This window comes from Streptomyces sp. NBC_01298, assembly GCF_035978755.1.
Classification (GTDB): domain Bacteria; phylum Actinomycetota; class Actinomycetes; order Streptomycetales; family Streptomycetaceae; genus Streptomyces.
On sequence record NZ_CP108414.1, the window covers coordinates 5,447,526 to 5,472,124 of the forward strand.

A 24,599-nucleotide genomic window follows, 5' to 3' on the forward strand; every position below is an offset into this window, starting at 1 on the left:
TCGCGCTCAAGCGCTGAAGCGGAGCACCCCCGACGGGGTGGCCACCGCCTGAACGGGGTGGTCGTGCGGTTCCTCCGGGACCCGCGCGACCACCTCGTCGTCGTAGAGCAGCACGACCAGCGCGGGATGCGCCCCGGCGCGCTCCAGCCGCTCCAGCACCCGGTCGTACGAGCCTCCGCCCCGGCCGAGCCGCATCCCCCGCCGGTCCACGGCCAGTCCGGGCAGCAGGACGGTGTCGGCGCCGGTCACCGCGTCCGGCCCGAGGCGGGGCCCGGCGGGCTCCAGGAGCCGCATCTTCCCCGGGTGCGCGGCCTCGGCCAGGCTCTCCGGGCCTTCGTACGCAGCCCAGTCGAGGTCGTTGTCGGGCAGCAGGACGGGCAGCAGCACGCGGGTGCCGGCCGCCCGGAGGGCGTCGAGCAGTTCGTGGGTGCCGGGTTCGGAGCCGATGGAGACGTAGGCGGCCACGGTCCGGGCGGAGCCGAGTTCGGGCAGGCGCAGCGCGGTGCGGGAGAGGGCGCCGGCCGTGGTGCGCAGGGTGTCGGCGGACAAGGCGCGGCGGGCCGAGAGGAGTTGCCGGCGCAGCTCCGTCTTGGCCCTCGAAGGCTGGTTCTCCGTCATGGCTGGCTCGTCTCCCTTTCTATCCGGGTAAAGCTGATCATGTTCATCTGAACCTCACGTGGCTCTCATCGCGAGCGACTATCGTTCCGCCCATGACTCAGTTGCACCCCGTGATCAAAAAGGCCGTCATCCCGGCCGCGGGCCTCGGCACTCGGTTCCTTCCCGCAACCAAGGCGACACCCAAGGAAATGCTTCCTGTGGTGGACAAGCCGGCCATCCAGTACGTCGTCGAGGAGGCCGTGTCGGCCGGCCTCGACGACATTCTCATGATCACGGGCCGTAACAAGCGCGCCCTCGAAGACCACTTCGACCGCAACTACGAGCTGGAGTCGGCGCTCATCGCCAAGGGCGACGACGACAAGCTCAAGAAGGTCCAGGAGTCCAGCGACCTGGCCACCATGCACTACGTCCGCCAGGGCGACCCCCGGGGCCTGGGCCACGCCGTGCTGTGCGCCGAGCCGCACGTCGGCGACGAGCCCTTCGCCGTCCTCCTCGGCGACGACCTCATCGACCCCCGCGACCCGCTGCTGCGCCGGATGACGGAGATCCAGCAGCGCGCCGGCGGCACCGTCGTCGCGCTGATGGAGGTCGATCCCTCCCAGGTCCACCTCTACGGCTGCGCCGCGGTCGAGCCCACCGACGAGGCGGACGTGGTCCGCATCACCGGTCTCGTGGAGAAGCCGGACGCCGCGGACGCGCCCAGCAATTACGCGGTCATCGGACGATACGTACTCGATCCGGCGATCTTCGGCATACTGCGTGAGACCGAGCCGGGCCGCGGCAACGAGATCCAGCTGACCGACGCCCTGCAGAAGCTGGCCGCGGACGAGACCGTCGGCGGCCCGGTGCACGGCGTGGTCTTCCGGGGCCGCCGCTACGACACCGGGGACCGCGGGGACTACCTGCGGGCCATCGTCCGACTCGCGTGCGAGCGTGAGGACCTGGGCCCGGAGTTCCGCACCTGGCTTCACCATTACGTCACGGAGGAGATGTAGGACCTTGAGCAAGCCCGAAGCAGCGCAGGACACCGACCCCCAGCGACTCTGGTCGGTGGACGAGCACCTGGCGGACGTCCTGGCCACGGTCCGGCCGCTGGAGCCCATCGAGCTCCAGCTGCTGGACGCCCAGGGCTGTGTCCTGGTCGAGGACGTCACCGTGCCCGTCGCCCTGCCGCCCTTCGACAACAGCTCGATGGACGGGTACGCCGTCCGGACCGCCGACGTCCAGGGCGCCAGCGAGGAGTTCCCCGCGGTGCTGACGGTCATCGGGGACGTGGCGGCCGGTGACGGCGAGCTGCCGACCGTCGGCCCCGGCCAGGCCGCCCGGATCATGACCGGCGCTCCGCTGCCCCCCGGCGCGGAAGCCGTCGTACCGGTCGAGTGGACCGACGGCGGCACGGGCGGCGGCGCCGCCTCGGGGATGACCCCCGCCAGCGAGTCGCCCGAGGGCGCCGCGGGCGAGGTACGGGTCCACCGCCCCGCCGAGGCGCGGGCGCACGTCCGCTCGCGCGGCAGCGACGTACAGGCCGGGGACCTCGCGCTCGCCGCGGGCACGGTCCTCGGGCCGCCGCAGATCGCCCTGCTGGCCGCCATCGGGCGGGGCACCGTACGGGTGCGTCCGCGCCCGCGCGTGGTCGTGCTGTCCACCGGCAGCGAGCTGGTGCAGCCCGGCGAGGCCCTGGCGCCCGGCACGATCTACGACTCCAACAGCTTCGCCCTCGCCGCCGCGGCGCGGGACGCCGGAGCCATCGCCTACCGGGTCGGAGCCGTCGCCGACGACGCCGACACCCTGCGCTCCACCATCGAGGACCAGCTCATCCGGGCCGACCTGCTCGTCACCACGGGCGGGGTCAGCGTCGGCGCGTACGACGTGGTCAAGGAGGCCCTCACGGACCTCTCCACGGGTGACGACGATGTGGACGGCGCCGGGATCGACTTCCGCAAGCTCGCCATGCAGCCCGGCAAGCCCCAGGGGTTCGGCACCATCGGCCCCGACCACACCCCGCTGCTGGCCCTGCCCGGAAACCCGGTCTCCTCCTACGTCTCCTTCGAGCTGTTCGTGCGCCCCGCGATCCGCGCCCTCATGGGCCTGCCCGCCTCCGAGGTCAGCCGGCCGAGCGTGCGCGCGGTGCTCAAGGCGGACAAGGCGATCGGCTCCCCGGCCGGCCGCCGGCAGTTCCTGCGCGGCAAGTACGACGCCCAGAGCGGCACGGTCAGCCCGGTCGGCGGAGCGGGCTCGCACCTGATCGCCGCGCTGGCGCACGCCGACTCGCTGATGGTCGTACCGGAGGACGTGACCTCGGTGGAGCCCGGGGCCGAGCTGGAAGTGGTCCTGCTCGGCTGAGGTCGGGCCGATGCGGGTAGCGTGTTGCACCACACAGGCCCTTGCGGGGCCCGGACGGGAGCGGCACGCAGATATGGCAGCGACTTCCCGGGGGGAAACCCCCGGACCCCCTCAGCAGAGCAGCGCCGGCGGCGCCGCCGGCACCAGGCTGACGCACATCGACGAGGCCGGCGCGGCCCGGATGGTCGACGTCTCGGCGAAGGACGTCACCACCCGGACGGCGCGGGCCAGCGGCCGCGTGCTCGTCTCTCCCCGGGTCATCGAACTGCTGCGGGGCGAGGGCGTGCCCAAGGGCGACGCCCTCGCCACCGCGCGGATCGCCGGGATCATGGGGGCGAAGAAGACCCCCGACCTGATCCCGCTGTGCCACCCGCTGGCCGTCTCCGGGGTGAAGGTGGACCTGAAGGTCACCGACGACGCCGTCGAGATCCTCGCCACCGTCAAGACCACGGACCGTACGGGCGTCGAGATGGAGGCGCTGACCGCCGTCGCGGTCGCCGGGCTCACCGTCATCGACATGGTCAAGGCCGTCGACAAGGGCGCGGTCATCACCGACGTCCGGGTCGAGGAGAAGACGGGCGGCAAGTCCGGCGACTGGGCGCGCTCGTGAACGCCCCGCGCGGCGGCGAGGTCCACAGCCACGCACACGCCCCCGAGGCGGCCCCCGCGACGCCCGCCGCCCCGGCGCTGCGCGCGCTGGTGGTCACGGCCTCGAACCGGGCCTCCCAGGGCGTCTACGCGGACAAGGGCGGCCCGGTCCTCGCCGAGGGCCTGAGCGCGCTCGGCTTCGCGGTGGACGGCCCGCGCGTGGTCCCCGACGGGAACCCCGTGGAGGCGGCCCTGCGCGAGGGCGTGGCCGCCGGGTACGACGTCATCCTGACCACCGGCGGCACCGGCATCTCGCCGACCGACCGGACCCCCGACGCCACCGCCCGGGTACTGGACTACGAGATCCCGGGCATCCCGCAGGCGATCCGCGCCGAGTCCCTGGCGAAGGTGCCCACCGCGGCCCTGTCCCGGGGGCTGGCGGGCGTGGCCGGACACACCCTGATCGTGAACCTGCCCGGTTCCACCGGCGGCGTCCGCGACGGGATCGCGGTCCTGTCCTGCGTCCTGCTGCACGCCGTGGACCAGATCCGCGGCGGCGACCACCCTCGTCCCGAGGGCAGACCGCCGGGGAGCGCGAGCTGAACGGCCCCTCCTGGCCGGTGGTGCTGGCGGACGGCGATGTCACGCTCCGGCCGATAAAACTGCGGGACCAGGCCGCCTGGCGCGAGGTCAACCGCCGCAACCGCGACTGGCTGCGGCCCTGGGAGGCGACGATCCCGCCGCCCGCGCCCTGGGGGCCGGTGATCCAGCGGCCGACCTACCGTCAGATGGTGCGCCACCTGCGGGCGGAGGCGAACGCGGGGCGCATGCTGCCCTTCGTCATCGAGTACCAGGGCCGGCTGGTCGGCCAGTTGACGGTCGCCGGGATCACCTGGGGCTCGATGTGCGCGGGCCACGTGGGCTACTGGGTGGACCGGGACGTGGCGGGCCGCGGGGTGATGCCCACGGCGGTCGCGCTGGCGGTGGACCACTGCTTCGCGAAGGTCGGTCTGCACCGGATCGAGGTGTGCATCCGCCCGGAGAACGGTCCGAGCCGGCGGGTGGTGGAGAAGCTCGGCTTCCGCGAGGAGGGACTGCGCCCGCGGTACCTGCACATCGACGGAGCCTGGCGCGATCACCTCGTGTACGCGCTGACGGCGGAGGAGGCGCGCGAGGGGCTGCTGCGCCGCTGGCACCGCGAACGTCATCCGTCCGGTCCATCCACGCCGTCCGGACAATAGAAATCCGATATCTGTTCGAATTCTTTCGCGCAATGACCGATTCGCCCATAACCTGATCCGAAGAATCACAAAAAAAGTCCGTGATATCAGCGAGATCGTGCGACACGCCGTCCCAATTGGCGGATCCGCCCGGCCGCGCCCCTCTACGGTGTGGGGTGTGAGCAGCAGCGGCCTCATCTACGCAGTCATTGTCGGGGCCTGGGCCGCCTACTTGGTGCCCATGTGGCTCCGGAGGCAGGACGAGCTGAACGAAGCCCGTCCGACGGAACGCTTCTCCACCGCCATCCGGCTGCTTTCCGGCCGGGCGGGAATGGAGCGCCGTTACGCCAAGGGACTGCGTGAGCGCGGTGACGAGGAGGCGCAGCCCCAGCCCCCCGCGGACCCGGACGCCGCGACGGAAACGGTGAAACCCGTGGACGCCGCCGACGCCCGGGCGGTCGTCGTGCCCCCGCCGACCCGCGCCGAGCCGAGATCGACCGCCTCCGATCGGGCCGACCGCGCGGAGCGGGCCCGCCGCGAACAGCGACTCGTCGTCCTGGCCCGCCGCCGGCGCACCACCGCGCTGCTCTTCCTGATCTTCACCTTCGGCGCGGTCGCCGCCGCCGTCGGCGGACTCCAGTACCTGTGGGCCCCGGCCGTCCCCGCCCTGCTGCTGAGCGCGTACATCGTGCACCTGCGGGTCCAGGAGCGACGCCGCTACGAGTTCACCATGGACCGGCGCCGCGCCGAGGCGGCCGCCCGCCACCTGCGCGAGAACCGCCCGCGCCGCCGGGAGTCCGAGGCGTCGGCCGGCTCCGACCCGGACCCCGCGCCACCCGTCTCCCCGCAGGAGGCCGGCCGGCGCGCCCTGGTCGAGCAGACCGACCACGCGGAGTGGGTGGACCAGCAGCGCGAGCGCGAACGCGGCCCCGCCCGAGGTGACAGCTGGGAGCCCGTACCGGTGCCGCTGCCCACGTACGTGACGGCCCCGGTCGCCCCCCGCGCCACCGGCCCGGCGACCCCGGACCCCTGGAGCGCGACCCGCTCCAGCACGGCCGAGCCGACGGAACCCCGCCTGCGCGCCCAGCCGTCCACCCCGTCGCCGCGCCCCCGCCCGCGCGACGCGGCCCGTACGCCGCTCTTCGACCAGTACGAGGGCGACGAACGCCCGCGCGCCGCGAACGAGTGATCGATGACCTGCGCGGACGCTCCCCGATACCGGTTTTGGAGCACCCGCGAGGGGATGCTAATGTTTCACACGTCGCAAGGGCCTGTGGCGCAGTCTGGTAGCGCACCTCGTTCGCATCGAGGGGGTCTGGGGTTCAAATCCCCACAGGTCCACAAACGACAGTTCACGGGTTGCTCCCGAGAACGGTGACGAGATCCCGTCCGATCGAAAGATCGGGCGGGATCTTCGTCGTTTCGGGGGTCGTTGGCCCGACAGCCCGGGATTCCTCGTGCCGTTTCACGACGTGGAACGTGAAGCGCGACGCCACCGGGCGACCGGGCGGTTCGGCGATGTCCGAGTGGACGATGCCTTCCTGCAGTTCTGGTTACGTCCGCTGGGACTGCAGGCGATCAACTTCATGGGCGGGGGCCGGACCGGGCGCCGACTGCCCTTCGTGGTCGAGCCCGAGGTGCTCCATCGGGAGCGGGGCCGGATCGTCTGGCACCCGGGTGTGGTGCGGGGGCCGAGCGGGCTGTTCTGCTCCCTGGAGGTCCGAGCGGAAGGCGGCGCGGAGACGGAACTCCTCGGTGCCGGGTGGCAGCTGGGTGACCGCCCCGAGAACGCTCCGCTGCCGATCGGGATCACGGCCGAGTCCGGCGAGTCCCTTCCCGGGACGTCCACGACCGTACTCGGCGGGGAACGGGCCCTGCGGACATACGGCTGGGTCACCCCGCAACACAGTCCGGACCTGCGCCTCCACTACGAGGTGCCCCCGCTCGGCGTACACGTCGTCCGCGACGTCCGTGCCGCCCCGTAGCGGCAGAATCCGGCGCCGATCAGCCGCACTGCCCTGTGAAGACCGGGCGTTCCACGCTCCGCCACCTTCTCGAAGTAGACCTTCACGTGGTCAGACGTTCTCGAACCACGCGTGGTCCCCCCGGTCTTCGTCATGGCGTCCATGAGGGCGGCGGGGCGCCGCGCCCGCGGGAGCGGGCGGTGCGGGCGCGGGCACGGGGCCGGCTAGGCCGGGTTCAGGGGCTTCGTCATGCAGCGGCTGGAGTCGTGGAAGCGGTAGTGGCCGAATTTGGCGTCCGTCAGGGTGTAGCCCTCGGAGAGGTAGAGGGCGATGGCCTCGGGCTGCTGGTCGCCGGTTTCCAGGGCCATGCGCAGGCGGCCGGCCGCGCGGGCGTCCGCTTCGAGGGCGGCGAGGATGCGGCGGGCCAGGCCCAGGCCGCGGGCCTCGGGTATCACGTACATGCGCTTCAGCTCGGCGTCGCCGTCCGAGTAGCCCTCGTCGTTCGCCTCGTGGCCGCGCCACCCGCCGCTGGCCACCGGCGCGCCCGAAGCGTCGTAGGCGAGGAGGTAGAGGCCGCTCGGCGGGACGAACATCGCCGGGTCGAGGAAGGTTTCGTCGCCCTCGCCCTCGTAGCGCTCCTGGTATTCGATCTGCACTTGGTCGTTGAGCTTGACCGCGTCCGGGTGGTCGTACGACACGGCGCGGAGCTGGATCTCCTGAGACATCGGAACAGCCTACGGGTCACGGCTCACTGCCCGAGTGGTGCGGCCCGGGGCCGGGGCTCCGGAGCGGCACGTGGCGGGCCCCCGGAGGGCGCGTCCGCTATTTGCCCTTCAGGATTTGATCGACGCGACCGGTCGAGAGGCTCAGTCGCTCAGCGATCTCTCGCAGCTTGAGGGTCTTGCGCAGCTCCGTCACATCGTCCGCGCGAATCCTGCGCAGGTCCCCTTGTGCCTCCCGCAGGGAGCCGAGCAGTTCGGTCACCGCGACTGCACGCTCCGCACCGCCGGGCATGGCGCGCACGGCTTCGATGGCCGTGCGGAGGAGAACGGCGGGGGCCTGAGTGTCCATGCCGGAGATTCTAGCCACCTGCGAGCGGCAGCCTTCTAGGCCTCTTGAATATTTTTCTAGTGCTCTATAAATTTGAAACAGGAGGGCGTCGCGGGAGCTGGTTTACCTTGCGTGCCCGCGAGTAGGGGAGGGATGCGCGTGACGCGTGCGCCGGTCGACTTGTCCGGGCTTGAGTCCTACGTCGGCTACATCAGGGTCTCGACGTGGAAGGAAGAGATGATTTCCCCCGAGCTGCAGAGGGTGGGGATCGAGGACTGGGCCCGCCGTACGGGACGTCGAATCGTCGGGTGGATCGTCGATCTCGACCAGACCGGCCGTACTTCAACCGCAAGGTCATGGAAGCCATCGCCATGGTCGAGAAGGGTGAGGCAACCGAGCGGATCGACGCCCGGACGGCATCCGGCCGCCTCCAGCGGGGCGTCCTGTTCGAGTTCGCGGCCTACGAGTCCGACAAGCTCGGTGAGCAATGGCGCGAGACCCACGACCACCGCCGCTACAAGCTGGGGGTCCCTGCTACAGGCCGGCCCCGCAGTGGTTACATCTGGCACCCGCGTCGGCTGGCCGACGGCAACGGTGGGGGGACCGTTCAGAACGAGCGGTACGAACCCGACCTCGCCGGCGACGCGCCCGCGTATGCGGAGGTGTATCGGCGCTTCGTCGGCGGCACGTCGTTCTACGCCCTGTGTGGCTGGCTCAATACCCACGGGTTCCTCACGGTGCGAGGAAACCCGTGGAGCGTCCAAGTACTCATGCGGTACATGGACTCCGGTTTCCCGGCCGGTCTGCTGCGTGTGCACGACCCGAAATGCGCGTGTGGGGAGAGCGGCACCTGTCCCCATCACATCTTCGCGCCCGGCGCGCACGAGGAACTGATCTCGTCGGAACTGTGGCAGCAGTACCAGGACGAACGCGACAGCAGGCGCAAGATGCAACCGCGCTCCGTTAGATCTCTCTATCCGCTCACCAACCTTGCCAAGTGTGATCAGTGCCGTGGCACTGCCCCGGTGGAGTCGAGGGACCGCAAGGGCCCGGACGGGCAGAAGCAACTCGTACGGGGTTACTCCTACTGCTGTGGCCGACGCTCGGTGACGAGTACGCATGGGTGCCCCGGCTTCTGGGTTCGGCGGTCCGTGGTCGAGGGTGAGCTGCACGACTGGATCGTCCGCGAAGCGGAGAAAATGACCGTAGGCGAGGCGAGGCTTGATCGCGCCGACTTTGAGCCCTTGATCGTCCGGCTGGCGCAGGAGTGGGGCGTGCTCTTGGACTCCGAGAAGAACGCGCTGCTCAAGCGGCTCGTTCGTCGAGTTGCCTTCAGGCGGGGAGAAGGGGCGCCTGTGATCGCCAACGTGCATCCGCTGTGGGAGGCGGACCCTTGGGCCGATGGTGGTGAGACGAGCAGCCGCTCGGATGGTGCCGCCGAGTAGGCTGTTCCCGTTTTGTGCGATGTGGGGAGCATGTCTTGATCACTGTGACGTCCGTAAACGTGAACGGAATCCGCGCCGCCGCCAAGAAGGGGTTCTCGCCCTGGCTGGCCGGGTCGGACGCCGACGTCGTCTGCCTGCAGGAAGTGCGGGCCGAGGAGGGGCAGATTCCGGACGAGGTGCGGGCGCCCGAGGGGTGGCACACCGTGTTCGCGCCGGCCGCCGCCAAGGGGCGGGCCGGGGTCGCGGTGTACACGCGGCGGGAGCCGGAGCGGGTGCAGATCGGCTTCGGGAGTGACGAGTTCGACACCAGCGGGCGGTACCTGGAGATCGACCTGCCGGGTGTGACCGTCGCCAGTCTTTACCTGCCCTCCGGGGAGGCGGGGACCGAGAAGCAGGACGAGAAGTACCGGTTCATGGGGGAGTTCCTCCTGTATCTGCAGGAGCTCAAGGTGCGGGCCGCCGCGGACGGGCGCGAGGTCGTCGTCTGTGGTGACTGGAACATCTGCCACCAGGAAGCCGACCTGAAGAACTGGAAGACCAACCGGAAGAACGCCGGATTCCTGCCCGAGGAGCGCGAGTGGCTCGGGCAGGTGTACGACACCGCCGGGTACGTGGACGTGGTGCGCAGCCTGCACCCGGACACCGAGGGGCCGTACTCCTGGTGGTCCTACCGCGGGCGGGCCTTCGACAACGACGCCGGCTGGCGGATCGACCTGCAGGTGGCCACGCCGGGGCTGGCGGCCAAGGCCGTCAAGGCCTTCGTGGAGCGGGCCGAGACGCACCCCGAGCGGTGGTCCGACCACGCGCCCGTGACCGTGGTCTACGAGCTCGGCGTCTGACCCGACGGGGGGAGCGAGGGGCCCGGTGGGCGCAGGCGGTCCATGGACATCGTGAGTTCCGCCTCGACCACGCTCTTGGCCAGGGGGCGCAGGCGCGGGACGGCTTCCTCCGAGATGTGGACGGAGATGAGCTCCGTGAACAGGGCCGCCATCGCGTCCGTGTGCGCGCGGACCCGGCGGCCCGCCTCCAGGACGGCCGAGAGCGGTACGCCCTCGCGGACCAGCGCCGAGGAGACGTCCAGGAGCCGGCGGCTGACGTGGACGATCTCCTCGCCGTCGGTGGCGAGGTAGCCGAGGTCGAGCGAGGCCGCCAGGTTCTCCGGGGTGACCTCGCCCTCGAAGTAGTCGGCGAGGGCCTCGGGCGTGAGGCGGACCGGGGTCTCCTCCGACCAGCCGATGCCGAGCAGCTCACCCAGTTGGCCCACGTCGCGGCCGTTCTCGAAGGCGACCGTCAGCTCGGCTATCCCGCCGAGGGTGTGGCCGCGCTCCAGCAGGGCGGCGATGGTGCGCAGCCGGGACAGGTGGTGGTCGTCGTACCAGGCGATGCGGCCCTCGCGGCGGGGCGGCGGCAGGAGCTTGCGCTCACGGTAGAAGCGCAGGGTGCGTACGGGGATGCCGGCGGCCTCGGCCAGCTCTTCCGTGCGGTATTCGCGCACTGTGGTCCTTGCTGCTGTGGCGTGGGTGGGTGGCGCCGCGTCCTGCGTCGCATTGTGCGGCACGTGGGCAGCCTAGGGCGTACTCCCGGTAACTTTCCCGGCGCGACCCCTACCCATGAGTACGGAGCTGCTCTACTCTCCCGATTGTGCCAGTGATTGCTGGCAGCATCTGAATGGGCGTTGGCATCGGCATCCGAAGGTGGCTGGCATGGGCGTGGGCGGTGGCATGGACGGGCGCGTGCAGGAACGAGAGCAGGAACGCGAGCACGTACGCGTGGCGGTGATCGGCTCCGGGTTCGGCGGGCTGGGCGCCGCGGTGCGGCTGCGGCGCGAGGGGATCACGGACTTCGTCGTCCTGGAGCGCGCCGACTCCGTCGGCGGCACCTGGCGGGACAACAACTACCCCGGGTGCGCCTGCGACGTGCCCTCCCATCTGTACTCCTTCTCCTTCGCCCCCAATCCCGACTGGCCCCGCACCTTCTCCGGCCAGCCCGCGATCAGGGAGTACCTGGAGCACGTGGCCGACACCTTCGGGCTGCGCCGCCACATCCGGCTGAACCACGAGGTCCGGATGATGCGCTGGGACGCGGACGGGATGCGGTGGGAGATCGAGACCGCGGGCGGCGACTTCACCGCCGACGTGGTCGTCTCCGCCACCGGGCCGCTGTCGGACCCGAAGATGCCGGAGATACCCGGACTCGCCGGCTTCCCCGGCAAGGTCTTCCACTCGGCCCGCTGGGACCACGAGTACGACCTGCGCGGCAAGCGCGTCGCCATGATCGGTACGGGTGCCTCCGCCATCCAGATCGTGCCCGCGATCGCCCCCGAGGTGGAGCGCCTCACCCTCTTCCAGCGCACCCCGCCGTGGGTGATGCCGCGCACCGACCGGGCGATCACCTCGGTGGAGCGCTGGCTGCACCGCCAGCTCCCCTTCACCCGGGCGGCCCGCCGCGGGCTGCTGTGGGGGATACGCGAGCTCCAGGTCAGCGCCTTCACCAAGCGGCCGAACCAGCTCGGGCTGATCGAGTCCCTGGCCAAGGCCAACATGGCGCGCTCGATCAAGGACCCGGCGCTGCGGGCCAAGCTGACGCCCTCGTACCGCATCGGCTGCAAGCGGATCCTGCTGTCGAGCGAGTACTACCCGGCGCTGGCCCGTCCCAACGTGGACCTCGTGGCCTCCGGGCTCAAGGAGATCCGGGGTTCGGTGCTGGTGGCGGCCGACGGGACCGAGACCGAGGTCGACGCGATCGTCTTCGGCACCGGCTTCCACGTCACGGACATGCCGATCGCCGACAGGGTGGTGGGCGTGGACGGCAAGACCCTCGCGGAGGTCTGGAAGGACGGGATGCAGTCCCTGCGCGGGGCCACCGCGGCGGGCTTCCCGAACTGGATGACGATCATCGGTCCGAACACCGGGCTCGGGAACAGCTCGATGATCCTGATGATCGAGTCGCAGCTGAACTACATGGCGGACTACATGCGCCAGCTTGGTGTCCTGGGCGGCAAGGTCGCCCTCGCCGCACGGCCGTCCGCCGTGAACGCCTGGAACCGGCAGGTCCAGACCCGGATGGAGCGGACGGTGTGGAACACCGGCGGCTGCACCAGCTGGTACCTCGACGCGCAGGGCCGCAACACCACGGTCTGGCCGGGCACCACCGGGGAGTTCCGCAAGGAGACCCTGGGCGTGGACCTCGGCGAGTACGAGGTCGTACGGGGCCGCGAGCGCGAGCGGGTCCCGGCGGCCGGTGGGGCCGAAGCGGTGCGGGAGGGGGCCGCGTGAGCCGCCTGACGCACGTGACCGCCGGGCCGTACGCCCCGCCGGCGGCCCGCCGGGAGCTGGTCGCCACCTCCGCCGACGGTGCGCGCCTGCACGTCGAGGTGCACGGCGAGGACGGGGCCCCGGCCATCGTGCTCGCACACGGCTGGACCTGTTCCACCGCCTTCTGGGCCGCGCAGATACGGGCCCTGTCCGGCGAGCACCGGGTCATCGCCTACGACCAGCGGGGCCACGGCCGCAGCCCCGCCGGTGTCCGCTCCGGCTACGGCACCGAGGCCCTCGCCGACGACCTCGTCGCGGTCCTGGGAGCCACCCTCGCCCCCGGCGAGAAGGCCGTCGTCGCCGGCCACTCCATGGGCGGGATGACGGTCATGGCCGCCGCCGCCCGGCCGGAGTTCGCCGAACACGCCGCGGCGGCGCTGCTGTGCAGCACGGGCAGCGGCCGGCTGGTCGAGGAGGCGCAGGTCCTGCCGTGGCGGGCCGGCCGCGCGAGGACCCGTATCACCGGGGCGGTCCTGGGATCCCGGGCCCCGCTCGGGCCCGTGACCCCCGTCGCCCGCAAGGTGCTGAAGTACGCCACGATGGGCCCCGGCTCCGCGCCCGACAAGGTCGAGGCCTGCGCGCGGATCGTGCACGCCTGCCCCACCCCGGTGCGGCACGCCTGGTCCGGGGTGCTGGCCGCCCTGGACCTCGACGCGCGGCTGGCCGCGCTCACCGTGCCCACCGCCGTCATCGGCGGCAAGAGCGACCGGCTGACGCCGATCGTGCACGCCCGGGGGCTGGCGGCCGCGCTGCCGAACTGCGTGGGCCTCACCGAGCTGACCGGAGTCGGGCACATGAGCCCGATCGAGGCCCCGGAGGCCGTCACCGCCGCCGTGCGCGAGCTCGCCGAGGCGTATCTCGGACGCTCCGCCGTCCGCCGCTCCGGCAGCGGCAGCGCCGGCGGCAGCGACATCGACATCGACATCGACATCGACACCGACATCGACACCGACCGTCCCGCGAAGGAGAAGACCGCGTGAGTGCCCGTAAGAGTCTGGAAGGCCAGGTCGCCGTCGTCACGGGGGCCGCGCGCGGGGTCGGCGAACTGCTCGCCCGCAAACTGTCCGCCCGCGGCGCGAAGGTGGCCCTCGTGGGCCTGGAGCCCGAGGCCCTCAAGGAGGTCTCCGCGCGGCTGCACACCGACAGCGACCACTGGTACGCCGACGTCACCGACCACGTGGCCATGGCCCGGGTCGCGCAGGAGGTCAAGCAGCGCTTCGGCAAGGTGGACATAGTCGTCGCCAACGCCGGAGTCGCCTCCGGCGGGCCCTTCGCCGACTCCGACCCCGACGCCTGGCGCCGGGTCATCGAGGTCAACCTCATCGGCGGCGCCGTCACCGCCCGTGCCTTCCTGCCCGTCCTGATGGAGAGCCGCGGGTACTTCCTGCAGATCGCCTCCCTCGCGGCGATCACCCCGGCGCCGATGATGACCGCCTACTGCGCCTCCAAGTCCGGGGTCGAGGCCTTCGCGCACTGCCTGCGCTCGGAGGTCGGCTACAAGGGGGTCAAGGTGGGCGTCGGCTACCTGTCCTGGACCGACACCGACATGGTCCGCGGCGCCGACCAGGACGAGGTCATGCGGGAGCTGCGCCAGCGGCTGCCGTGGCCGTCGAACCAGACGTACCCGCTGGGGCCGGCCGTCGACCGGATCGTCGCGGGCATCGAGCGGCGCTCCGCGCACGTGTACGCGCAGTGGTGGCTGCGGGGCATGCAGGGGGTCCGCGGGTACCTGCCCGGGATCATCTCGGCAGTCGGACAGCGCGAGATGAAGCGGTTCGAACCGCGACTGGCCAGTGTCTCCAAGGGGCTTGTGGGGGCCGGCGGGGCCGCGGACGAGCAGGAGCGCAGCCAGAACCGCTGACCGGAATGCGCTGAATGTCCACCTGGGTGAGACTGGTCGGGTTCCCCTTACCGAACACCGCTACAGGAGTGAGGACACATGGGCATCAAGGACCAGTTCCAGGACAAGGCCAGGGAACTCGCGGAGCGGGCGAAGGCCTCCGGCCAGCAGGACGAGGTGTCCGAGCGCGCCTCGGAGGCCGTCGACCAGGCCAAGGGCAGGGCCCGCGACACGTTCGACGGGACCGCCGAGAATTTCGAGAAGTAGCGACACGTAGCGACACGTAGCGACACGTAGCGACACGTAGCGACACGTACTGAGGGGTGCGACCCGCCGTCCCGGGTCGCACCCCTCAGTCATGCCCTACGGGATCACCCCCGCGGCGGCAGCCGCGGCCGGCGCCGGTCCGGTACGTCCGTGTAGCCGGGCGGCACCGCCGCCGGGTCCTGTTCCAGCAGCTCCAGCGCCAGGTGCACGGCGTCGTCGAGCTGCGCGTGCCGCCCCTCCGCCCAGTCGAGCGGGGTGCGCAGGATCGGCAGGTCGGGCTCCACGCCCTGGTTCTCCACGGACCAGCCGTACTCGGGGAACCAGGCCGCGTTCATCGGCACCGTGATCACCGTGCCGTCGCCGAGGGTGTGCCGGCCGGTCATGCCGACCACCCCGCCCCAGGTGCGCTGGCCGACGACCGGGCCGAGCCCCAGGAGCTTGAAGGCGGCGGTGATCATGTCCCCGTCGGAGGAGGTCGCCTCGTCGGCCAGGGCCACGATCGGGCCCCGGGGCGCGTTGGAGGCGTAGGAGACGGGCTGCGCGCCCCGGGTCAGGTCCCAGCCGAGGATCGAGCGGGTCAGCTTCTCCACCACCAGCTCGCTGATGTGCCCGCCGGCGTTGCCGCGTACGTCCACGAGCAGGGCCGGCTTGGACATCTCGGCGCGCAGGTCGCGGTTGAACTGCGCCCAGCCCGAGCCGCCCATGTCGGGGATGTGCAGGTAGCCGCACTTGCCGTCGCTGATCTCCCGGACCACGGCGCGGCGTTTGGCCACCCAGTCCTGGTAGCGCAGCGGCCGTTCGTCGATCAGCGGGACGACCGCGACCCGGCGCGAGCGGCCCTGCCCCTCGGCGGGCTCGAAGGTGAGCTCCACGGTGGTGCCGCCGGCCGCCGAGAGCAGCGGGTAGGGCCCGGTGACCGGGTCCACCGGGCGGCCGTCGACGTGGGTGAGGACCGCTCCCTCGCGGATGCCCGTGCCCGCGAGCGGGGAGCGGGCCTTGGAGTCGGAGGACTCGCCGGGCAGGATCCGGCCGACGACCCAGGACCCGTCGCGGGGGAAGAGGTTGGCGCCGAGCAGGCCGATGGCCCGCTGGTAGTGCGGGGGGCCTTCGTTGCGGCGGGCCGGGGACACGTACGCGTGCGAGGTGCCGAGTTCGCCGAGGACCTCCCGCATCAGGTCGGCGAACTCGTCGGGGGAGGCCACCCGTTCGACCAGGAAGCGGTACTGGCGCAGCACCCCGTCCCAGTCGATGCCGCACATCTTCGGCTCCCAGAAGTAGGCGCGGATCAGCCGCCCCGCCTCCTCGAAGGCCTGGCGCCACTCGGCCGCCGGGTCCACCTCGTGCAGGATGCGCCGCAGGTCCAGGTAGACGGTGGAGTCGGAGTCGCCGGACTCCGTCGCCGGGACGGCGCGCAGGTCGCCGTCGTCGTTGACCACGAGCCGGGTGCCGTCGCCGCTGACCGCGAACCAGTCCAGCCCGGAGGCCAGCTCCGTCTTGCGGGCCTTGGTGAGGTCGAAGTACTCCAGGGTGGGCTTGCCGCTGGTGTCGGCCGGATTGGCGAAGGTCTCGCCGAGCGCGCCCGAGATCGGCCAGCGCAGCCACACCAGCCCGCCGCCGCTCACCGGGTAGAGGGCCGAGTACTTGGAGGCCGACACCGGGAAGGGCGTGACCCGGCTCTCCAGGCCCTCCACCTCCACGGTGACCGCGCCGTCGCCGGACTCCGAGTCCCCCTCGACCGGGTCGAGTCCGCCCGCCGCGGGGCGGCCGTCGGGGGAGAAGGCGAAGGGGGAGGGGGTGGCCGAGGACAGCGGCACCAGGTAGGGGCGGCAGCCCAGCGGGAAGGACAGGTCGCCGGTGTGGACGTCGTAGACGGGGTCGAAACCGCGCCAGGACAGGAAGGCGAGGTAGCGCCCGTCCCGGGTGAAGACCGGGCTCTCGTCCTCGAAGCGGCCGTTGGTGACGTCGATGACCGTGTGCGCGCCGGGTCCGGAGATCCGGGCCATCTTGATCTGGCGCAGCGAGCGGCCGATGCCGGGGTGGGACCAGGTCAGCCAGTCCCCGTCGGGGGAGAAGGCGAGGTCGGTGACGGGCCCGTTCTCGGACCGGATCAGCTCGCTGGCCTCCCCGTTGGACTCCTCCGTGGCGTCGATGAGCAGCAGCCGCCCGTCGTTGGAGGCGATCGCGAGCCGCTCCCCGTCCGGATCGGAGAGCAGCTCCAGTACCCGGCCCACCGCGCCGGAGGCGAGCCGGCGGGGCTCGCGGTCGCCCGAGGCGCGGGGCAGGTAGGCGATCTCGATCGCGTCCTCGCCCTCGGCGTCGGTCACGTACGCCACCTGCCCGCCGCTGCCGAGCATCTCGGGCAGCCGGACCCGTACGCCCGGGGTGTCGGCGATGGTGCGGGCGGGCCCGTCGCGGTGCGTGAGCCAGTACAGGCTGCCGCGCACGACGACGGCGCTGGCCCGCCCGGTGGCGTCCACGGAGAGGGAGTCGACGTGGCTGGCGGCCGGGACCTGGTAGCTGCGGCGGCCCGCTCGGGGGCCGCCGAGGCGGACCTCCAGCTTGCGCGGGGTGGCGCCGGGGGCCAGCGACTCCACGATCCACAGGTCGCCGGCGCACTGGTAGACGATCCGGGAGCCGTCGCTGGAGGCGTGCCGGGCGTAGAAGTCCTCGTGGTCGGTGTGCCGGCGCAGGTCCGTGCCGTCGGGCAGGCAGGAGTAGACGTTGCCGATGCCCTCGTGGTCGGAGAGGAAGGCGATCCGGCCGTCCACGAACATCGGGGAGTCCAGGTGGCCTTCGACGCCCTCCAGCAGCCGCTCGCCGTGCAGCCACAGCCGGCCGGTGGCGCCGCCGCGGTAGCGCTTCCACGCGGCGGGCTCGTGCGGGGGCTTGCCGGTCAGCAGCAGGGTGCGCCGCTCGGCCGGCTCCTCCGCGCCCCCGTCACGGTGTGGGGCCTCGTCGTGGACGGCGATGTCGGAGACGGGCCCCCAGGGGAGCCGGCCGCCGGGGCTGCCGTCGGTGGGGAGGGTGTACGCCCAGGCGAAGTAGGAGAAGGGCTGGCCGTGCGAGGAGACGGCCAGGATGTCGCTGCGGCCGTCCTTGTCGGGCGGGGTCCAGCCGCAGACCCGGGTGTCGGTGGCGCCCCAGTAGCTGAGGCGGCGGGCCGGGCCGCCGGAGACGGGGGCGAGGTGGATCTCGGGGTCGAGGCTGCGCCAGGTGGTGAAGGCGATGTGCTTGCCGTCGGGGGAGAACCGGGGGTGGCCCACCCGGGTCCGGTCGACGGTGATCCGCCAGGCCCGGCCCGCGGGCTCTCCGGGAGGTACCAGGGGTGCCACCCAGAGGTCGTCCTCGGTGGCGAAGCACAGCAGATCGTCGTGGAGATGGGGGAACCGGAGGTACGCCGCGTCGTGACTCACCCCCCAATGCTTTCCGCGCGGAGGGGGGCTGGCAACTCGTACAGGTGATCCATGCGGCCTTCCGCGAGGGCGGCGCGAAGGCTCGGGGGCGTGACCGACGCCACTCCCTAAGCGAAACGGAACTGTTTCGTTTCGCTTAGGGTTCGGGGTATGGTCGATCCGTACGAAACGGTTTCGTTCGGTTGGGCAAGGTCGGGAGGAGACGCCGGGATGGTCGAAGAGGTCATGTCGCGTCGCAGCCGGATCACCCCCGAACGGGAAGCCGAACTGCACGGAGCGGTCCTCGACCTGCTCCGCGAGGTCGGCTACGAGGCGCTGACCATGGACGCGGTCGCCGCCCGTACGAAGTCCAGCAAGGCCACCCTCTACCGCCAGTGGGGGAGCAAGCCCGAGCTGGTCGCGAAGGCCCTGCGCTGCACCCAGCCGGTCTCCCTCCGGGAGATCGACACGGGCAGCATCCGCGGGGACTTCGGGGTCATGATCGAGAACTCCGACGACGCCCAGATGGCGAAGGACACCGCGCTGATGCGGGGCCTGACCCACGCGGTGCACGAGAGCCCCGAGCTCCACAAGGCGCTACGGGACCTGCTGGTCGATCCGGAGATCAACGGTCTGCAGGAGATGCTGCAAAGAGCGGTCACCCGGGGAGAGATCGCCCCGGACTGTCCGGCCCTGGCCTTCGTTCCGCACATGCTCATCGGGGCGTTCATCGCCCTTCCGCTCATCGAGGACCGGTCCGTCGACCGGACGTTCCTCGGTGACTTCATCGACGCCGTGGTCTTCCCCGCCCTCGGCGTCTGATCCCGCCCGGCCGCTCACCTGCCCGGCTGCCCACCCACGCAGCCGCCCGCCCGCGCTGTCCCCGCGCTCGAATTCCTGCCTGCCCTGACACGCCGCTCTCGTCGTCGGTACGGCATTCCATGCCCTGATCCATCCCACGACCCGAACGGGAGAACCACCGACGTGGCCACCTTCCTTTACCGACTCGGCAGGGGTGCCTTCCGGCGCCGCCGATTCGTCGCCCTCGTCTGGGTGGCGCTGCTGTTCGTCGCCGGCTTCGGCGCGGCATCCGCGTCCGCACCCACCTCAGGCTCGTTCTCCATACCCGGCACCGAGGCCCAGAAGGCCTTCGACCTGCTGGACCAGCGCTTCCCGGGGATGGCCGCCGACGGCGCCACCGCCCGCATCGTGATCAAGGCCCCGGCCGGCGAGAAGGTCGACTCCGCGGCCGTCAAGCCGCAGGTCGAGAAGATCGTCAGTGAGCTGAAGGACGGTCCGGGCAAGGACCAGATCTCCTCGGTCACCAGCCCGTACGAGGCCAAGGCCGTCAGCGAGGACGGCTCCACCGCCTACGTGAGCGTCAAGTACAAGGTCAGCGGCATGGAGCTGACGGACGCCACCCGCGAGGCCCTCACGGAGTCCACCACGGCCGCCAAGGCCGACGGACTGAACGTCCAGATCGGCGGCGACGCCCTGCAGGCCGCCCCCGAGACGGGCTCCGGCGAGATCATCGGCATCGCGATCGCCGCGATCGTCCTCGTCATCACCTTCGGCTCGCTCATCGCCGCGGGCCTGCCGCTGCTGACCGCGCTCATCGGCGTGGGCATCGGCATCTCCTCCATCACCGCGCTCGCCAACGTGCTGGACCTCGGCTCCACCACCTCCACCCTCGCGATGATGATCGGCCTCGCCGTCGGCATCGACTACGCCCTCTTCATCGTCTCCCGCTACCGCGCGGAGCTCGCCGAGGGCCGCGAGCGCGACGAGGCCGCCGGCCGCGCCGTCGGAACCGCCGGTTCCGCCGTCGTCTTCGCCGGTCTGACCGTGGTCATCGCCCTCGTGGGCCTGGCCGTCGTCAACATCCCCATGCTCAGCAAGATGGGCTTCGCCGCCGCCGGAACCGTGGTCATCGCCGTCCTCGTCGCCCTGACGCTGGTCCCGGCCATGCTCGGTTTCGCCGGCAAGAAGGTGCTGCCCGCCGGCACCAAGTCCCGCTTCCTCGGCAAGGGCAAGCCCGCCGCCGAAGGCGCCGAGGCCAAGCCCAACGGCGGCACCCGCTGGGCCCGCTTCATCCTGCGCCGCCCCGTCATGGTGCTGCTCGCGGGCGTGATCGGCCTCGGCATCGTCGCCGTCCCGGCGAGCAAGCTGGAGATGGGCCTGCCGGACGACGGCGCCCAGCCGGTGTCCACCACCCAGCGCCAGGCGTACGACATGCTCTCCGACGGCTTCGGCCCGGGCTTCAACGGCCCGCTGATGGTCGTCGTGAACGGGGACAAGGCGCTCGCCGACGCGACGGTCGAGCGGATCAAGGGCCTGGACGGCGTGGCCGCGGTCATGCCGGCCACCCAGAACGAGGCCAAGGACGCCGCCGTCATCACGGTCGTCCCGAAGGACCGTCCGTCCTCCGTGGAGACCGAGGACCTCGTCCACGAGATCCGCGAGGGCAGCGACAGCGGCAAGGTGTTCGTCACCGGCGCGACCGCGATGAACATCGACTTCTCGCAGAAGATGAACGACGCGCTGCTGCCCTACCTGGCACTCGTCGTCGGCCTCGCCTTCCTGCTGCTGATGCTCGTCTTCCGCTCGATCCTGGTTCCGCTCAAGGCGGCGCTCGGCTTCCTGCTCTCGGTGGTCGCCGCCCTCGGCGCCGTCGTGGCGGTCTTCCAGTGGGGCTGGCTCGGCTCGCTCTTCGGGGTGGAGCAGACCGGCCCGATCATGTCGATGATGCCGATCTTCATGGTCGGCGTGGTCTTCGGTCTGGCCATGGACTACGAGGTGTTCCTGGTCACCCGCATGCGTGAGGCGTACGTCCACGGGGAGCGGCCGGGTCAGGCCGTCGTCACCGGGTTCCAGTACAGCGCCCGGGTGGTCGTGGCCGCGGCCGTCATCATGATCGCGGTGTTCTCCGGCTTCATGGGCGCCAGCGACCAGATGGTGAAGATGATCGGCTTCGCGCTGGCCATCGCCGTCTTCTTCGACGCCTTCATCGTCCGCATGACCATCGTCCCGGCCGTCCTCGCGCTGCTCGGCCACAAGGCCTGGTGGCTGCCGAAGTGGCTCGACCGGATCCTGCCGAACGTGGACGTGGAGGGCGAGAGCCTGCGCAAGCACCTCGGCGACGCCGAGGACGGCTCCGGTCCCGACAAGGACCGCGAGCTGGCCAACGCCTGACCCTTCGGTCGGTAGTAGGTACGTACGCGGAACGGCCCCGCACCGGGAGGTGCGGGGCCGTTCCGCGTGCCCGGCCGCCGTCCGGATCGGATGGGTCCGGATCGGGCGGGTCCGGCTGGGCCTAACGGGTGGCCGCGGGCGAGGGCGCGTACGTACGGCGCAGGAAGCGGCGCAGGGCGGCGATGTCGAACTGGACCACCGCGACGCCCTCCGGGGAGTGGAACTCGACGACGGCCTGGACGCGCCCGCAGGGCCACACGCGTACGTCGCCGGTCCCGGTCGGGGCCTGGAGGCCGGCCTCCAGGAGGGCGCGGGGGAAGACCCACTCGTTGTCGGTGCCCTCGGGGGAGAGGTCGGCGGGGAAGACGATCCGTACGGCCAGCGGCTCGTCGGGGACGAAGCGCAGGGCGACCGGGATGGCCCGGTAGAGGGGGTCGTCGGTGATCACTCGGGCCCGAACCCGTTCCTCGACGAGGGGGGCCGTGGCGGTCGCGGCCCGGGTGGCGGTGGCACCTGCGGATGGATTCTCGGCGGCGGCTGACATCGACAAGACTCCTCGAATCGGAACATTTACGTCCGTATTTCCCCCAGCCTCGCACATTCCCACGAATCCGCACGGGGCTATTTGTGACGTGACCGCTCTTGCCAATCATTCGCAAGAAGGCCCTATCCTTGAACGGTTAAAGACTTTGTCAGCTCAACGGACCATTCGCCGGACCGTTCGCCGGACCGCAGGAAGCGGAGCAGAACCATGCATGTGCCCGACGGCTTCATCGATGCCCCCGTCTCCATTGCCGCAGGTGTCGCCGCCGCCGGAGCCGTGGCGGTCAGCCTCCGGGGCGCCCGCCGGGAGCTCGACGAGCGCACCGCGCCGCTCGCCGGCCTCGTGGCCGCCTTCATCTTCGCCGTGCAGATGCTCAACTTCCCCGTCGCGGCCGGAACAAGCGGCCACCTGCTGGGAGGCGCGCTCGCCGCGATCCTCGTCGGCCCCTATACGGGTGTGCTGTGCGTGTCCGTGGTCCTGCTCATGCAGGGCCTCCTGTTCGCCGACGGCGGCCTGACCGCCCTCGGCGTCAACATCGTCACCATGGGCGTCGTCACCGTGGTCGTCGCCTACGCCGTCTTCCGCGCCCTGGTCAAGCTGCTGCCCGACAGCCGCCGCTCGATCACCGTCGCCGCCTTCGCCGGAGCCCTGCTCTCCGTGCCCGCCGCGGCCGCCTTCTTCACCCTCCTCTACGCCCTCGGCGGCACCACCGACGTCCCCATCGCCAAGGTGTTCGGCGCCATGGTCGGCGTCCACGTCCTCATCGGCATCGGCGAGGCCGTCATCACCGCCGCCACCGTCGGCGCCGTGATCGCCGTCCGCCCCGACCTGGTCCACGGCGCCCGCGGCCTGTCCGCCCCGCTGAAGCTGCGCGTCGGCGGCGAACTGGTCGACGCCCCGGCCGCTTCCGCGGCCGTGCCCGTCGCCGCCCGCTCCACCAAGCCCGTGTGGATCACCGGCCTGGTCGCCGCGCTGGCGCTCGCCGGCATCGTCTCCTTCTACGCCTCCTCCAGCCCGGACGGACTGGAGAAGGTCGCCGCCGACAAGGGCATCGACCAGAAGGTCACCGAGCACGCGGCCGCCGACTCCCCGCTCGCCGACTACAGCGTCAAGGACGTCTCCGACGCCCGTCTCTCCGGCGGCCTCGCCGGAGTCATCGGCGTCGGCGCGACCGTCCTCGTCGGCACCGGCGTGTTCTGGACCGTGCGCCGCCGCCGCGCGGCCGACCTGACGGCCGCCTCCACCGCCGTACCGGCCGCCTGACATGGGCGCGGGCCACGCCCACAAGCTCTACCGGCCGGGGAGCTCCCCGGTCCACGACCTGCCGCCGCACTGCAAGCTCGCCGCGACCTTCGGTTTCGTGGCCGTCGTCGTGTCCACGCCCCGCGAGGCGGTCTGGGCCTTCGGGCTGTACGCCGTCCTCATCGCGGTGGCCACCATCGTGGCCCGGATCCCGCTCGGCTTCCTGCTGCGCCGCCTCCTGATCGAGGTGCCCTTCGTCGCCTTCGCCGTCCTGATGCCCTTCGTGGCCCAGGGCGAGCGGGTGGAGGTCCTCGGCATGTCGCTCAGCGTCTCCGGACTCTGGGGCGCCTGGAACGTCCTGGCCAAGGGCACCCTCGGCGTGGCCGCGTCCGTGCTCCTGGCCTCCACCACCGAACTGCGCGCCCTGCTGCTGGGCCTCCAGCGGCTCAAGCTGCCGCCGCTGCTCGTCCAGATCGCCTCCTTCATGATCCGGTACGGGGACGTCATCAGCGACGAGCTGCGCCGGATGTCCATCGCCCGCCGCTCCCGCGGCTTCGAGGCGCGCGGGATCCGGCACTGGGGGGTCCTCGCGAAGACCGCCGGGGCCCTGTTCATCCGCTCCTACGAGCGCGGCGAGCGGGTCTACCTCGCGATGGTCAGCCGCGGCTACGCCGGCTCCATGCCGGTGATCGACGAGGTGGCGGCCACCCGCACGCAGTGGGCGTACGCGGCCGCGCTCCCGGTGACGGCGCTCGCCGTCTGTCTGATGGGATGGTCCTTGTGAACGCAGCCCCGGCCCCGGCCCCCACCCCGCCCTCGCTGGAAGTCTCCGGCCTCGCCTACGCCTACCCCGACGGCCACCAGGCCCTCTTCGGGGTCGATCTCACGGTCGGGCAGGGGGAGCGGGTGGCGCTGCTCGGTCCCAACGGCGCCGGCAAGACCACCCTGGTGCTGCACCTCAACGGCATCCTCACCGGCGGCGTCGGCACCGTGAGCGTGGCCGGGCTGCCCGTGGAGAAGCGCAACTTCGCCGAGATCCGCCGCCGGGTCGGCATCGTGTTCCAGGACCCCGACGACCAGCTGTTCATGCCGACCGTCCGGGAGGACGTGGCCTTCGGCCCGGCCGCCGCCGGGCTGCGCGGCGCCGAGCTGGAGGAGCGGGTGCGCGGCGCCCTGGAGCAGGTCGGGATGGCGGCCTTCGCGGACCGGCCCCCGCACCACCTGTCCTTCGGGCAGCGCCGCCGGGTCGCGGTGGCGACCGTACTGGCCATGCGGCCCGAGATCCTCGTACTGGACGAGCCGTCCTCCAACCTGGACCCCGCCTCGCGCCGCGAGCTCGCGGACATCCTGCGCTCGCTGGACGTCACCGTGCTGATGGTCACGCACGACCTGCCCTACGCACTGGAGCTCTGCCCGCGCGCGGTGATCCTCAGCGAGGGGACCATCGTGGCGGACGGCCGCACCCAGGACGTGCTGTGCGACGAGGCGCTGATGCGGGCGCACCGCCTGGAGCTGCCCTTCGGGTTCGACCCGCGCTCCGTATCGGTGGGATGAGCACATCGGTGGGATGAGCACAGTGG

General features: G+C 71.6%; 24 protein-coding genes and 1 tRNA gene. 19 read left to right on the plus strand and 6 right to left on the minus strand.

Annotation, left to right across the window (positions count from 1 at the left end; all coding sequences use genetic code 11):
* Nucleotides 1-6: 6 nt before the first annotated feature.
* On the minus strand, nucleotides 7-618 hold the full coding sequence (locus tag OG730_RS24875; protein ID WP_327306326.1) for a 5-formyltetrahydrofolate cyclo-ligase: 612 nt from the start codon (nucleotides 616-618) through the stop codon (nucleotides 7-9).
* 92 nt (nucleotides 619-710) lie between these two features.
* Here OG730_RS24875 and galU point away from each other — a divergent pair, with 92 nt between their 5' ends.
* The 8 genes from galU (at nucleotide 711) to OG730_RS24915 (ending at nucleotide 6,754) form a co-directional block, all read left to right on the plus strand.
* Nucleotides 711-1,613, plus strand: a complete 903-nt coding sequence (gene galU / locus OG730_RS24880; protein ID WP_327306327.1) for a UTP--glucose-1-phosphate uridylyltransferase GalU — start codon at nucleotides 711-713, stop codon at nucleotides 1,611-1,613.
* 4 nt (nucleotides 1,614-1,617) lie between these two features.
* Complete coding sequence (gene glp, locus OG730_RS24885) at nucleotides 1,618-2,961, plus strand: molybdotransferase-like divisome protein Glp (protein WP_327306328.1); 1,344 nt, start codon at nucleotides 1,618-1,620, stop codon at nucleotides 2,959-2,961.
* A gap of 73 nt (nucleotides 2,962-3,034) precedes the next feature.
* Nucleotides 3,035-3,571 carry a cyclic pyranopterin monophosphate synthase MoaC gene (gene moaC, locus OG730_RS24890; RefSeq protein WP_327306329.1) on the plus strand — a complete coding sequence of 179 codons (537 nt, stop codon included), beginning with the start codon at nucleotides 3,035-3,037 and terminating at the stop codon, nucleotides 3,569-3,571.
* Nucleotides 3,568-4,152 (plus strand): MogA/MoaB family molybdenum cofactor biosynthesis protein, encoded by a 585-nt coding sequence (locus tag OG730_RS24895; protein ID WP_442815003.1) that lies wholly within the window; start codon nucleotides 3,568-3,570, stop codon nucleotides 4,150-4,152. Before moaC ends, OG730_RS24895 begins: the two co-directional genes overlap by 4 nt.
* A 17-nt stretch (nucleotides 4,153-4,169) precedes the next feature.
* On the plus strand, nucleotides 4,170-4,790 hold the full coding sequence (locus OG730_RS24900; RefSeq protein WP_327306330.1) for a GNAT family N-acetyltransferase: 621 nt from the start codon (nucleotides 4,170-4,172) through the stop codon (nucleotides 4,788-4,790).
* A gap of 157 nt (nucleotides 4,791-4,947) precedes the next feature.
* Nucleotides 4,948-5,958 carry a divisome protein SepX/GlpR gene (sepX, locus tag OG730_RS24905; protein WP_327306331.1) on the plus strand — a complete coding sequence of 337 codons (1,011 nt, stop codon included), beginning with the start codon at nucleotides 4,948-4,950 and terminating at the stop codon, nucleotides 5,956-5,958.
* Nucleotides 5,959-6,036: 78 nt separating this feature from the next.
* Nucleotides 6,037-6,110 (plus strand) — tRNA-Ala (locus OG730_RS24910).
* 185 nt (nucleotides 6,111-6,295) lie between these two features.
* Nucleotides 6,296-6,754 carry a hypothetical protein gene (locus OG730_RS24915; protein WP_327306332.1) on the plus strand — a complete coding sequence of 153 codons (459 nt, stop codon included), beginning with the start codon at nucleotides 6,296-6,298 and terminating at the stop codon, nucleotides 6,752-6,754.
* Nucleotides 6,755-6,957: 203 nt separating this feature from the next.
* Here the strand turns inward: OG730_RS24915 and OG730_RS24920 are convergent, their stop codons facing one another.
* Nucleotides 6,958-7,458 carry a GNAT family N-acetyltransferase gene (locus OG730_RS24920; protein WP_327306333.1) on the minus strand — a complete coding sequence of 167 codons (501 nt, stop codon included), beginning with the start codon at nucleotides 7,456-7,458 and terminating at the stop codon, nucleotides 6,958-6,960.
* 97 nt (nucleotides 7,459-7,555) lie between these two features.
* Entirely contained in the window at nucleotides 7,556-7,804 is a 249-nt protein-coding gene (locus OG730_RS24925) for a hypothetical protein (protein ID WP_327306334.1), read from the minus strand.
* Between the two features lie 335 nt (nucleotides 7,805-8,139).
* Between OG730_RS24925 and OG730_RS24930 the strand changes: the two genes are divergently transcribed.
* Together OG730_RS24930 and OG730_RS24935 are read left to right on the plus strand one after the other, a co-directional pair.
* A complete protein-coding gene (locus tag OG730_RS24930; RefSeq protein ID WP_327306335.1) occupies nucleotides 8,140-9,228 on the plus strand; it encodes a recombinase family protein in 1,089 nt (362 codons plus the stop codon).
* A 35-nt stretch (nucleotides 9,229-9,263) separates the two neighbouring features.
* The gene (locus OG730_RS24935) at nucleotides 9,264-10,067 is read left to right on the plus strand and encodes an exodeoxyribonuclease III (RefSeq protein WP_327306336.1); all 804 of its coding nucleotides are present in this window, start codon (nucleotides 9,264-9,266) and stop codon (nucleotides 10,065-10,067) included.
* On the opposite strand, the gene OG730_RS24940 is transcribed toward OG730_RS24935, so the two are convergent.
* The gene (locus OG730_RS24940; protein ID WP_327309401.1) at nucleotides 10,049-10,723 is read right to left on the minus strand and encodes a MerR family transcriptional regulator; all 675 of its coding nucleotides are present in this window, start codon (nucleotides 10,721-10,723) and stop codon (nucleotides 10,049-10,051) included. The two genes, OG730_RS24935 and OG730_RS24940, sit on opposite strands and share 19 nt — an antisense overlap.
* Before the next feature lie 208 nt (nucleotides 10,724-10,931).
* Here OG730_RS24940 and OG730_RS24945 point away from each other — a divergent pair, with 208 nt between their 5' ends.
* The 4 genes from OG730_RS24945 (at nucleotide 10,932) to OG730_RS24960 (ending at nucleotide 14,649) form a co-directional block, all read left to right on the plus strand.
* Nucleotides 10,932-12,503 (plus strand): flavin-containing monooxygenase, encoded by a 1,572-nt coding sequence (locus OG730_RS24945; RefSeq protein ID WP_327306337.1) that lies wholly within the window; start codon nucleotides 10,932-10,934, stop codon nucleotides 12,501-12,503.
* Entirely contained in the window at nucleotides 12,500-13,522 is a 1,023-nt protein-coding gene (locus tag OG730_RS24950; RefSeq protein ID WP_327306338.1) for an alpha/beta fold hydrolase, read from the plus strand. Before OG730_RS24945 ends, OG730_RS24950 begins: the two co-directional genes overlap by 4 nt.
* Nucleotides 13,519-14,403 carry an SDR family oxidoreductase gene (locus OG730_RS24955; RefSeq protein WP_327306339.1) on the plus strand — a complete coding sequence of 295 codons (885 nt, stop codon included), beginning with the start codon at nucleotides 13,519-13,521 and terminating at the stop codon, nucleotides 14,401-14,403. Before OG730_RS24950 ends, OG730_RS24955 begins: the two co-directional genes overlap by 4 nt.
* Before the next feature lie 78 nt (nucleotides 14,404-14,481).
* Entirely contained in the window at nucleotides 14,482-14,649 is a 168-nt protein-coding gene (locus OG730_RS24960) for a hypothetical protein (protein WP_327306340.1), read from the plus strand.
* 104 nt (nucleotides 14,650-14,753) lie between these two features.
* On the opposite strand, the gene OG730_RS24965 is transcribed toward OG730_RS24960, so the two are convergent.
* The gene (locus tag OG730_RS24965) at nucleotides 14,754-18,062 is read right to left on the minus strand and encodes a S41 family peptidase (RefSeq protein ID WP_327306341.1); all 3,309 of its coding nucleotides are present in this window, start codon (nucleotides 18,060-18,062) and stop codon (nucleotides 14,754-14,756) included.
* Nucleotides 18,063-18,272: 210 nt separating this feature from the next.
* Between OG730_RS24965 and OG730_RS24970 the strand changes: the two genes are divergently transcribed.
* Both OG730_RS24970 and OG730_RS24975 read left to right on the plus strand, forming a co-directional pair.
* A complete protein-coding gene (locus OG730_RS24970) occupies nucleotides 18,273-18,863 on the plus strand; it encodes a TetR/AcrR family transcriptional regulator (RefSeq protein ID WP_327306342.1) in 591 nt (196 codons plus the stop codon).
* A 162-nt stretch (nucleotides 18,864-19,025) separates the two neighbouring features.
* Nucleotides 19,026-21,233, plus strand: a complete 2,208-nt coding sequence (locus tag OG730_RS24975; RefSeq protein ID WP_327306343.1) for an MMPL family transporter — start codon at nucleotides 19,026-19,028, stop codon at nucleotides 21,231-21,233.
* A gap of 121 nt (nucleotides 21,234-21,354) precedes the next feature.
* Here the strand turns inward: OG730_RS24975 and OG730_RS24980 are convergent, their stop codons facing one another.
* Nucleotides 21,355-21,777, minus strand: a complete 423-nt coding sequence (locus tag OG730_RS24980; RefSeq protein ID WP_327306344.1) for an SsgA family sporulation/cell division regulator — start codon at nucleotides 21,775-21,777, stop codon at nucleotides 21,355-21,357.
* 207 nt (nucleotides 21,778-21,984) lie between these two features.
* Here OG730_RS24980 and OG730_RS24985 point away from each other — a divergent pair, with 207 nt between their 5' ends.
* From OG730_RS24985 to OG730_RS24995, 3 genes are read left to right on the plus strand one after another with little or no spacing between them, the layout of a single operon-like run.
* Nucleotides 21,985-23,040, plus strand: a complete 1,056-nt coding sequence (locus OG730_RS24985; protein ID WP_327306345.1) for an energy-coupling factor ABC transporter permease — start codon at nucleotides 21,985-21,987, stop codon at nucleotides 23,038-23,040.
* 1 nt (nucleotide 23,041) lies between these two features.
* On the plus strand, nucleotides 23,042-23,803 hold the full coding sequence (gene cbiQ / locus OG730_RS24990) for a cobalt ECF transporter T component CbiQ (protein WP_327306346.1): 762 nt from the start codon (nucleotides 23,042-23,044) through the stop codon (nucleotides 23,801-23,803).
* Nucleotides 23,791-24,573: an energy-coupling factor ABC transporter ATP-binding protein gene (locus OG730_RS24995; protein ID WP_442815004.1), complete on the plus strand. Its 783-nt coding sequence runs from the start codon at nucleotides 23,791-23,793 to the stop codon at nucleotides 24,571-24,573. The genes cbiQ and OG730_RS24995 overlap by 13 nt, the downstream gene beginning before the upstream one ends.
* Nucleotides 24,574-24,599: the final 26 nt, after the last annotated feature.

Excerpts from the sequence above, each read along its gene's own strand:
- OG730_RS24875 (WP_327306326.1), bottom strand. The coding sequence starts at position 618 with ATGACGGAGAACCAGCCTTCGAGGGCCAAGACGGAGCTGCGCCGGCAA.
- galU (WP_327306327.1), top strand. The coding sequence starts at position 711 with ATGACTCAGTTGCACCCCGTGATCAAAAAGGCCGTCATCCCGGCCGCG.
- moaC (WP_327306329.1), top strand. The coding sequence starts at position 3,035 with ATGGCAGCGACTTCCCGGGGGGAAACCCCCGGACCCCCTCAGCAGAGC.
- OG730_RS24920 (WP_327306333.1), bottom strand. The coding sequence starts at position 7,458 with ATGTCTCAGGAGATCCAGCTCCGCGCCGTGTCGTACGACCACCCGGAC.
- OG730_RS24925 (WP_327306334.1), bottom strand. The coding sequence starts at position 7,804 with ATGGACACTCAGGCCCCCGCCGTTCTCCTCCGCACGGCCATCGAAGCC.
- OG730_RS24930 (WP_327306335.1), top strand. The coding sequence starts at position 8,140 with ATGGAAGCCATCGCCATGGTCGAGAAGGGTGAGGCAACCGAGCGGATC.
- OG730_RS24945 (WP_327306337.1), top strand. The coding sequence starts at position 10,932 with ATGGGCGTGGGCGGTGGCATGGACGGGCGCGTGCAGGAACGAGAGCAG.
- OG730_RS24960 (WP_327306340.1), top strand. The coding sequence starts at position 14,482 with ATGGGCATCAAGGACCAGTTCCAGGACAAGGCCAGGGAACTCGCGGAG.
- OG730_RS24970 (WP_327306342.1), top strand. The coding sequence starts at position 18,273 with ATGGTCGAAGAGGTCATGTCGCGTCGCAGCCGGATCACCCCCGAACGG.
- OG730_RS24980 (WP_327306344.1), bottom strand. The coding sequence starts at position 21,777 with ATGTCAGCCGCCGCCGAGAATCCATCCGCAGGTGCCACCGCCACCCGG.
- OG730_RS24985 (WP_327306345.1), top strand. The coding sequence starts at position 21,985 with ATGCATGTGCCCGACGGCTTCATCGATGCCCCCGTCTCCATTGCCGCA.
- cbiQ (WP_327306346.1), top strand. The coding sequence starts at position 23,042 with ATGGGCGCGGGCCACGCCCACAAGCTCTACCGGCCGGGGAGCTCCCCG.
- OG730_RS24995 (WP_442815004.1), top strand. The coding sequence starts at position 23,791 with ATGGTCCTTGTGAACGCAGCCCCGGCCCCGGCCCCCACCCCGCCCTCG.